Genomic DNA, 1,389 nt, shown 5'->3' with positions numbered 1-1,389 from the left:
TCGAAACTCTGTTTCATAATTTCCGCAACGCGACGATCATCGAATCAACATAGTAACTATTATTGATACTTGATTGCGAGATTTTAGAGGATCAGTCTCATGACAATCAAGGGCCAGGAGTATCTTTATCTTTCACCGGACGGTGTATGGCAGTTTCAAATCTACATCCCGTCTTATATGCGTCACATGTTCGGCGGGAAGCGCCTGTATCGGAAAAGTACAGGGACAAGAGATATCTACAAGGCGCGTCACTTCCGTAACCACATGCTGGTAGAGTGGAACAACCTTAAAGAACAGTTCAAGCCTGATACTGAGGATAAGCGTATTCAGCTTGCGATCACTTCCCTGCACTCTCAAATCAGGAAGAACAAGAATAAACCATTGATTGAAGAGCGAGCCAGTTCGATTCCTCACCTGTGCTTCTTACGAGATGAATACGCTACTGCCTACCAGGATCGGAGATCATTCTCCACACTGAGCAAATCGGCGCGAGCCGTTGAGGTGTTTCTCCAGAGTATTGGGAAAGTTGATATCAGCCTGGATCAGATTGGACGCCGATTAGTTACAGACTTCATAGAAGAGCAGCAGAAACGCGATGTAGCGCCCCAGACCGTGCAAAACTGGCTTACATCGTTAGGTAGCCTCTACGAGTTCGCCAAACGCCGCTATAGCCCCCCTAAATCCGTTTCATGGTCACAACCTTGAAGCGCGGCGCACAATTGAAAGCTATCAGCCGTTTGAATGGCATCAGCTATCTACACTACTCAACGAAGCAGACGAAGAGCTACGAGCAGTTATTCTGATCGGTTTGTTCTCTGGTGCAAGGCTGGACGAAATAGCCAGCTTGAAGAAAGAAGAGATCGTTATGGTGGAAGGGATACGGACATTCTACATTAGCAAATCCAAGACGAAGGCAGGGATTAGACACATTCCTATCCATGCTTTTCTGATCGGCATGGTGGATTATTATCTGAGTTTGAACACTGGAGATTACCTGTTACCACAGGCTAACAAGATTGAACGCAAAGACGGTAAGAAAGGACCATTCTATTCCCAAGCATTCACCCGCTTACGGCGTCGCGTAGTGCCTATGGCTACAGACCGTCAATGCTTTCACAGTTTGAGGGGGCATTTTATCACGTGTCTCGACCGTGCCGGAGTACCCGAACAACGGATCGGCTACATCACGGGACACTCTTCCCAAGCCGCTGCCACAGAAGCATTCAAAACCTACAGCGCGGGGTGTTCCATGAAAGAGCTATCCGACTATGTGGAAATGGTGGCCTATCCAGAGATCACTTTCCCAGAATTAAACAAAGAGGAGCAAGCTCCCCACGCATAAATTTATAACTAATGTCAAATTATTTTTTTGATGCGCTGCTATTCACC

1 pseudogene is annotated in these 1,389 nt (G+C 46.9%); it reads left to right on the top strand.

The window, feature by feature from the left end:
• Positions 1-99: 99 nt before the first annotated feature.
• Positions 100-1,342: pseudogene (locus tag IPZ49_RS22635) on the top strand (tyrosine-type recombinase/integrase).
• Positions 1,343-1,389: the final 47 nt, after the last annotated feature.

The organism is Enterobacter cloacae complex sp. S2 (assembly GCF_015159675.1).
Lineage (GTDB): Bacteria > Pseudomonadota > Gammaproteobacteria > Enterobacterales > Enterobacteriaceae > Enterobacter > Enterobacter intestinihominis.
Note: the sequence above shows the minus strand (reverse complement) of the source record. Positions and strands in the feature narration are given on the sequence as shown.